This window comes from Desulfosporosinus sp. BICA1-9 (assembly GCF_000802135.1).
In genome coordinates, this window is sequence record NZ_JUEE01000210.1 from 1 (window position 1) to 6,756 (window position 6,756).

8 protein-coding genes are annotated in these 6,756 nt (G+C 39.3%); 4 read left to right on the forward strand and 4 right to left on the reverse strand.

Going from position 1 to position 6,756, the window contains the following annotated elements; all coding sequences use genetic code 11:
• Window positions 1-62 precede the first annotated feature (62 nt).
• From JL57_RS26180 to JL57_RS26190, 3 genes are all read right to left on the reverse strand, one after another.
• Entirely contained in the window at window positions 63-1,694 is a 1,632-nt protein-coding gene (locus JL57_RS26180) for an IS66 family transposase (protein WP_291300592.1), read from the reverse strand.
• Window positions 1,695-1,789: 95 nt separating this feature from the next.
• Window positions 1,790-2,146, reverse strand: coding sequence for an IS66 family insertion sequence element accessory protein TnpB (tnpB, locus tag JL57_RS26185; protein ID WP_034144841.1), 357 nt, complete (start codon window positions 2,144-2,146; stop codon window positions 1,790-1,792).
• Window positions 2,140-2,457: an IS66 family insertion sequence element accessory protein TnpA gene (locus tag JL57_RS26190; RefSeq protein ID WP_034144842.1), complete on the reverse strand. Its 318-nt coding sequence runs from the start codon at window positions 2,455-2,457 to the stop codon at window positions 2,140-2,142. Before JL57_RS26190 ends, tnpB begins: the two co-directional genes overlap by 7 nt.
• Window positions 2,458-2,939: 482 nt before the next feature.
• Between JL57_RS26190 and JL57_RS26195 the strand changes: the two genes are divergently transcribed.
• From JL57_RS26195 to JL57_RS35600, 4 genes are all read left to right on the forward strand, one after another.
• Window positions 2,940-3,128, forward strand: a complete 189-nt coding sequence (locus JL57_RS26195; protein WP_034144843.1) for a ferredoxin — start codon at window positions 2,940-2,942, stop codon at window positions 3,126-3,128.
• 91 nt (window positions 3,129-3,219) lie between these two features.
• Window positions 3,220-4,449 carry a (Fe-S)-binding protein gene (locus JL57_RS26200; protein ID WP_034144844.1) on the forward strand — a complete coding sequence of 410 codons (1,230 nt, stop codon included), beginning with the start codon at window positions 3,220-3,222 and terminating at the stop codon, window positions 4,447-4,449.
• Between the two features lie 385 nt (window positions 4,450-4,834).
• Window positions 4,835-5,713 carry a radical SAM protein gene (locus JL57_RS26205; protein ID WP_034144845.1) on the forward strand — a complete coding sequence of 293 codons (879 nt, stop codon included), beginning with the start codon at window positions 4,835-4,837 and terminating at the stop codon, window positions 5,711-5,713.
• 96 nt (window positions 5,714-5,809) lie between these two features.
• Window positions 5,810-5,989, forward strand: a complete 180-nt coding sequence (locus JL57_RS35600; RefSeq protein WP_291300593.1) for an SUMF1/EgtB/PvdO family nonheme iron enzyme — start codon at window positions 5,810-5,812, stop codon at window positions 5,987-5,989.
• A gap of 492 nt (window positions 5,990-6,481) precedes the next feature.
• On the opposite strand, the gene JL57_RS26220 is transcribed toward JL57_RS35600, so the two are convergent.
• On the reverse strand, window positions 6,482-6,756 hold a 275-nt coding region (locus JL57_RS26220), incomplete at its 5' end, for a hypothetical protein (RefSeq protein WP_034143185.1).

Here is a 6,756-nt window from a genome sequence, read left to right on the forward strand (position 1 = left end):
GTAAATGTCAAATAGTAGGCACATAACTAAAAAATCAACCCAACCATCAGGTCGGATTGATTTTAAGTTTTATTTTGTTTGTAACAGTCTGTCGGCAGCTCCTTTGACCATGGAACGAATTTTTCAATCAACTCCGGATGGTTTATGAAATCTGTGTTCGGCATCTGTTTCAATATGTATACCAAATAATTATATGGCTTTAGGTTATTATTTCTGGCTGTCGTGACAACGCTATAGATTATGGCGCTAGCCGTTGCTCCCCGAGGCGTTTCCATAGTGACCCAGTTTTTGCGGCCAATTGTGAAGGGGCGTAGGCTTCGTTCCGCTAGGTTGTTCGAAAGTTCACACCTTCCGTCTAAAAGAACATTTTCAAAATACGGCCACTGGTTCAACCCATAGTTTACTGCATCATAGAAATGAGTTTTAGGAACAGCATTTCGTTTCATCTCTTTAAGCCACGCCAAAAAAGCGTCCATTACCGGTTTTAGTAAGGTAAGACGTTTTTTATAACGTTCTTCAATGGAATAGTTTTTTAATTTTTCGTCTATATCGAAGAGGGTGTCACAAAACTGAAGTCCCTCATAAGAAGCAGTTGTTTTCTTTTCTTCTTCCGAAAGAGACTGGATGCAATTTGTGAACCGCCGTCGCAGATGAGCCAGGCATCCAACTACCGTTATATCGGAGTTTAATTTATGATATACCTCATATCCATCCGAGTGGAGAAATCCAAGGTATCCCTTAAGAAATTCCTCGGCGGATTCAAAGGCTCTACTTTGATGATATTCGAAGTAGACAATAGGCGTATCATGAATGCCTGTACAATACATCCACATATAGCTTTTCTGTTTGGCATCACGACCAGGTTCCCTAACAACTTGAACGAATGTTTCGTCAGCGTGTAAAATCTCCTTCTTCAAAAGGGTTTCACGCATGTGATTATATATTAGGGAAAAATGATCCTCGGCACACTTTAGTACCCAGTTGGACATGGTCTGCCTTGATATTGCAACGTCATAGCGTTCAAATTCTTTTTCCTGACGGTCAAGGGGCATGGCGTTCACATATTTGCCGTTTAGGATAGCCGCAATTAGTTCTGCGCTGGCAAAACTGCCAGGGATAGGCTGTTTGGGCATATCAGCACGGACAAAAGGGATCTTATCTCCTTCTGCCTGGGTTTGTTCACAATTTCGGCAGGTATATACATGCCGGCGGTGTTCTTCCACTTCCATATGGGAGGGCACAAACTTTAGAATCTTTGTAACCTCTACCTTCATGTCGTGGAGAGAATTATCGCATTTGGGGCAGCTTCTTTGTTCCTCCGGAAGTTCATGCTCAATAACGGTTACAGGAAGACCGGAAAGATCCCGTTCTTTCTTACCCTTTGTCTTTTTCTTGCGCTTCGGTTTAGCCACGGAATCCTCGAAGGAGGGTTCAGCAGCACCGGGATTTGCCAGAGCCTCAGCTTCATTAAAGAAAGACGGTTGCTCATAGCCTTCCGGGTAAGTAACGGAATCGGAAGAAGAACCAAAACGGTTTTTGTTGGACAATTTTATTTGCTCCATCATCCATTTAATGTTTCGATTCATTTCCTCCAGAAGTTTTGCCTGCTGACGGCAGATATTAATAAGCTCCTCACGGGACATTTGCTCATAATTTAGTTGTGTGTTTTCAGGTATTATAATCGGTGTTTTCATAGATCCAGTATATCAGAAATGGGTAGAAATCGACAGGAAAACCCTGTAAATTGACCAAAATTCGCCGAAAATATGCGGAATTAAGATTGTAAAAACTAGATAACTATTCTCTGTTTTACCTCCTTGTGAGCCTGGGGCTGATCCATAGGAAGGCCATCAAGGAGCCAGCGAAATTCTCTTTCAGAAACAGTTATGACAATACGGTTTTCATCAAACTTCCACTTGAAAGTGCCCTTGCTTAACTTACGGTAATATAACCACCATCCATTATTCTGCCATCTTAAGCATTTTATCTTGTCACCTTTTTTATTGCAGAATACGTAAAGGCAGTCAGCAAAAGGATCAAGTTTAAATTTAAGCTTTACAATGGCTGTAAGATCTTCTATTGATTTGCGCATATCACATGGCGAGGTCGAAAGAAAGATTTTTTGACCAATCGAAGTTTCTAGCATACTCCATGGATTGCGGCAATAACTTCCGTCAAGGTGGAACGGTCAAATCCAGGCTGAATTTCCACGGAAAACGGTCCAACCTTAATAACAATTGGTGAAACTTTAGTTTCTAAAGAATTATTCACTGCAATTGTCACCCAGCCTTCTTCATTTGATCTTGAATTTTCTTCTGTCTTAATCTTGTTAAGCCAGTAACGCAATGTAGAAGTCTTAACGTTATTTTCCTTACACCACTCTGGGATAGACAAGCCGGATTCTTTGAAGGAATTAATTTGACTGCTACGGGATTCGGGAATTTTCCCCACTGACATTAATAATACCTCCAATCAATTTGATGAAGGTATTATCTCACAGCTAAAGTTACGATACCATGTGCAAAGTATTTGACACTTACATATATACGTAAGCGGTGGACTAAATAGCGTCGCGAAAAAACCTCCTGACTTTGGTATTCTGTTAAAAACAAAGAATACAAGACAGGAGGTTTTTTTATAGCTAGAAAATTTGCGGGAGAACCTCCTGGCAAATTAGCGCACAAATTATGTCAGAACTATTATTGACATATGTTCTAAACAGAGTATAATTAAAACCATAAAGGGCATATGTCAATAACCATAAGGAGGTATTTCAGATGCCAGGAAGAGATGGAACGGGTCACATGAGGTGCGGATCCAGAATTTAAAACACAAAAAGAATTGCAAAAAGAAGATTACTAAAAGAAGATTACTAAAAGAAGATTACTAAACTTTGTGACGATTTGTTCAAAGAGAATTAAAGTTGAGGAGGATACATTATGATTGCAATAGTATCGCAAGATGAGTGCATCGGGTGTGAATCATGTCCTGAATTCTGTCCTGAGGTTTTTAAGATGGGGGCAGACGGGATAGCAGTAGCTTACACAAGCCCAGTCCCTAGTGAATGTGAGGAAGCCGCCAAAGAAGCTGCCGAGGGCTGCCCAGCACACTGTATTACTTTTGAATAATTAATAGATGTAAAACAGTAAAAGCGGATATCAAGTATCCGCTTTTTACATATAAAGCGAATATCAATTTAATGTCGGAGGTGATCGTAAGATGAGAGAACCAATAAGAATTAAAAACTTAGATCCAACCTTACGTGATGAAATGGCAGAATTATTGAAGGGCTACGATTTTTCTAATTGCCTCACTTGTGGTATGTGTACAGCTGGCTGCATTTATAGCGATCTACATGAGGATCAAGACCCTCGTAAATTCATACGTAAAGTAGTTCTAGGTATGCGAGAAGAAGCAGAAAACGATCCCTTCATCTGGAATTGTACAATGTGTGATCGATGTACTGTGCAATGCCCAATGGGGGTGAATATTAACGCACTCACGAGAGCCTTTCGAGGGAAAGTGGCAATGCCGCCTGGTCATTTGCAAGTTATTGCTGATGATCATATACGTACAGGTAATCAAATGGGTGTCGAACAAATTGATTATGACGAGACTCTTGAATGGATTGAGGAAATGATGCAGGAGGATCTCAAAGATCCAACTTACAAGATTCCTTTAGATGTTCCAAATGCAGATTTCTTCTTTGGATTCAATGCTCGAGAAATTAAACATTATCCAAATGATCTGCAAAGTATTTTAAATGTTTTCCATGCCGCAAAGGCAAACTTTACGATCAGCTCTAAGCGCTGGGATGCTACTAATATTTGTTTGTTCACAGGTAAAAACGATGAATTCGATGAAATTTCACGCCCGATGTTTGAAGAAGTTGAGAGGCTAAACCCTAAGGAGATTATTGTCACTGAATGTGGCCATGCATTCCGATCGACCCGAGTGTTTGCACGAGATTACTGGAAAGGGAAACAGTTCCCTGTTCGCCATATAGTCGAGTTGTATGCCGATTGGATTAAAGACGGCACATTAAAACTAGATAAGACCAGAAATACAATCCCAGTAACCCTACATGATCCCTGTAATACGGTTCGTAAAGAAGGAATTGTTGAGCCTCAGCGCTATGTGTTAAGTAACACTGTAATGGATTTTCGCGAAATGTTTCCTAATAGAGAGTATAACCTTTGTTGTGGAGCTGGCGGAGGAGCTGGTGCCGTGGCTGCAACTAAAGCAATGCGTATGATTAAAGCCAAACCGAAAGTTGATCAATTAGTGGCTACAGGTGCAGAAATCGGGTGCATCCCTTGCCATAATTGTATGGACCAGTTTGTTGATATGAATAAGCATTACAAACTTGGTATGAAAATGATGCATCTCACTGCCTTAATAGAAGTTGCATTGGGTTTAGTAGATGAGGAGAAGCAATTCTTTCATTGAGTTATTTCCATTTCACCAGTACAGTTGCACTGGTGAAATGGAAGAAGACTAGTTTTGATTTTTCAGAAATGAGAAGGCCCCGACACTGAAAATCAGCATCAAACGGGTACCCAATTTATAGCACAGGTCAAGCATTTTGACTGTGCTTTTTGGTTTTTTGCGTTGAGTCACTATATACATTTTGTAAGCACTAATCCATACTGGGGTTCCAATTGGAATCTGAGACGTATCTTTCTTTGTTAAAACGAACGGTCTGGCAAATTTTCTTTTTACTAGTTAATTTCCACGAGCTTGGAGGATTACGCGAAAAGATGTGGAAAGTGTGTTGTATTTAATTGAATAGAAAACCATACAATTTAATAACTTAAAGAGGGAGTTTGTTATTATGCATTATACAGGTACGATCTATAGACCACCTGCCGAGGCTAAAACCTTACTATTACAAGTCACAGTTGGATGTTCACATGACGGTTGCACATTTTGCAGCATGTATAAGGATGTCCCATTTCGCATCGAACCTATAGAGCAAATAGAGGAAGATTTACAAGAGTCTCGTTCAGTGCGACCTGATGCGAAAAGGGTCTACCTTGTCGGTGGTGACCCCTTTGTTTTAAGCTTGGAACGACTAAAAATAATTGCCCAGAAAATCAAAGAATACCTGCCGCAATGTGAAACTATTTCCATGTATGCTCGGATAACCAATATCAAAACAAAAACAACAGAAGAACTCAAGGAACTGCGTTCTTTGGGGATTAATTATTTGTATATCGGGATTGAAACTGGTCACGATGAGACTTTAACTCGAATCCATAAAGGAAATACTGCCGACGAAGCTGTTGAACAATGCAAGCGATTAGAAGATGCCGGAATTGCGTATCATGGAATTTACTTGAATGGCTTAGCTGGTCATAGCAAAGGAGAAATTAGCGCCTTTGAAACTGCCAAACTTTTTAATCAACTAAGGCCAAAAAGTATAGGGATAACCTCCCTAATCCTCATACCCGGTACAGACTTATATCAGCAAAAACTTAATGGCGAATTTGTCGAAGCCACGGAATTCGAACGAGTTCAAGAATTAAAATACTTCATCGAACATCTGGAAACAGACACCAAAGTCTTTGCTAATCATGTATCAATGGCTACTCCCGTGATCGGTAAAATTCCCGAAGATAAACCTAAGATGCTTAAAGTACTGCAAGACACTATTGATGATTTTGATGAAGACGAATTAAGGCAATATCGAGAGCAGCTAAGGCAGTTGTAAAATTTCTTACAGAGATATGGGCATGATTAAGTTAAATCGGCCTCGGGTGAAGTTATTAAACCAATTTATAACTTTAAGGCGGGGGAAGCGGATTGAATTTTCCACTATACTGAGTGGGAGTATGCATGTAGAGCAGGAACTACAAACTATAGATACGGAGAGATTGATAAAATTGCCTGGTATTATGAAAATTCAGGAGGCAAAACCCATGAAGTAGGAAGAAAGGAACCTAATCCATGGGGTCTGTATGATATTAAAGGGCTGAAATCCAATTGAACGGATATTATAAATGCGAAAACGGTCTTGAATATAAACGATTAGACGACAAAAAGCCAGCTTCAATGGCTGGCTTTTTTGCGGTGTATTTTTACATCTTACAAAGAGAAGGGAAGAAGGGAACAGACCAGATATTCTCACCTATGACTATACTTGAAGATGTTTTTGTTATATAATAAAAAATAGACATAAAAACCCAAAATAAGTTTATATCTCTTACTAATATCATATCACAAAGTCTATATGAATGTCAAATGGGTTTTCAAGATTCCAGAGCTGAAGCATGATATTTTTCGCAGTCAATTATTTTTCAATATTATACCAATTAGATGAATCGCTTAAGAAACTATGACTCATTAGCAAAGTTATACCTTAGTCTCACATCACTTTATGAAGACTGATCTGCCTAGAAACTAAATTATCTCACCACAAACAAACCCTAAAGGGGGCCATTAATTATTTTTGAAATTGTCATCCAAACGTTGGATGATTCTAACTTACCAATCTCCACTGGTAATTATTATCGATAACAATTGACGCTATACGGGTTAGATCCAGAACATCCGCTGTACATGCTTTAAAAATAAACTCTAACAAGCCATTGATCCCGAGTACGGCTACTTTTTTCTCTAGAAGCTCACTATGTACTAGCAAAACATTCATAAATCGACCGATTTGCATAAGGTGATGAAATCCTACCATGGCATTCCAATTGTAGGAAAAGCAGTGCTCATATTGATATCCTTGATGTTTCATAACCAAAAAGT

What these genes read in the sequence shown, in the direction of transcription:
- JL57_RS26180 (WP_291300592.1), bottom strand. Translation starts at nt 1,694, where the DNA reads ATGAAAACACCGATTATAATACCTGAAAACACACAACTAAATTATGAG.
- JL57_RS26190 (WP_034144842.1), bottom strand. Translation starts at nt 2,457, where the DNA reads ATGTCAGTGGGGAAAATTCCCGAATCCCGTAGCAGTCAAATTAATTCC.
- tnpB (WP_034144841.1), bottom strand. Translation starts at nt 2,146, where the DNA reads ATGCTAGAAACTTCGATTGGTCAAAAAATCTTTCTTTCGACCTCGCCA.
- JL57_RS26195 (WP_034144843.1), top strand. Translation starts at nt 2,940, where the DNA reads ATGATTGCAATAGTATCGCAAGATGAGTGCATCGGGTGTGAATCATGT.
- JL57_RS26205 (WP_034144845.1), top strand. Translation starts at nt 4,835, where the DNA reads ATGCATTATACAGGTACGATCTATAGACCACCTGCCGAGGCTAAAACC.
- JL57_RS26200 (WP_034144844.1), top strand. Translation starts at nt 3,220, where the DNA reads ATGAGAGAACCAATAAGAATTAAAAACTTAGATCCAACCTTACGTGAT.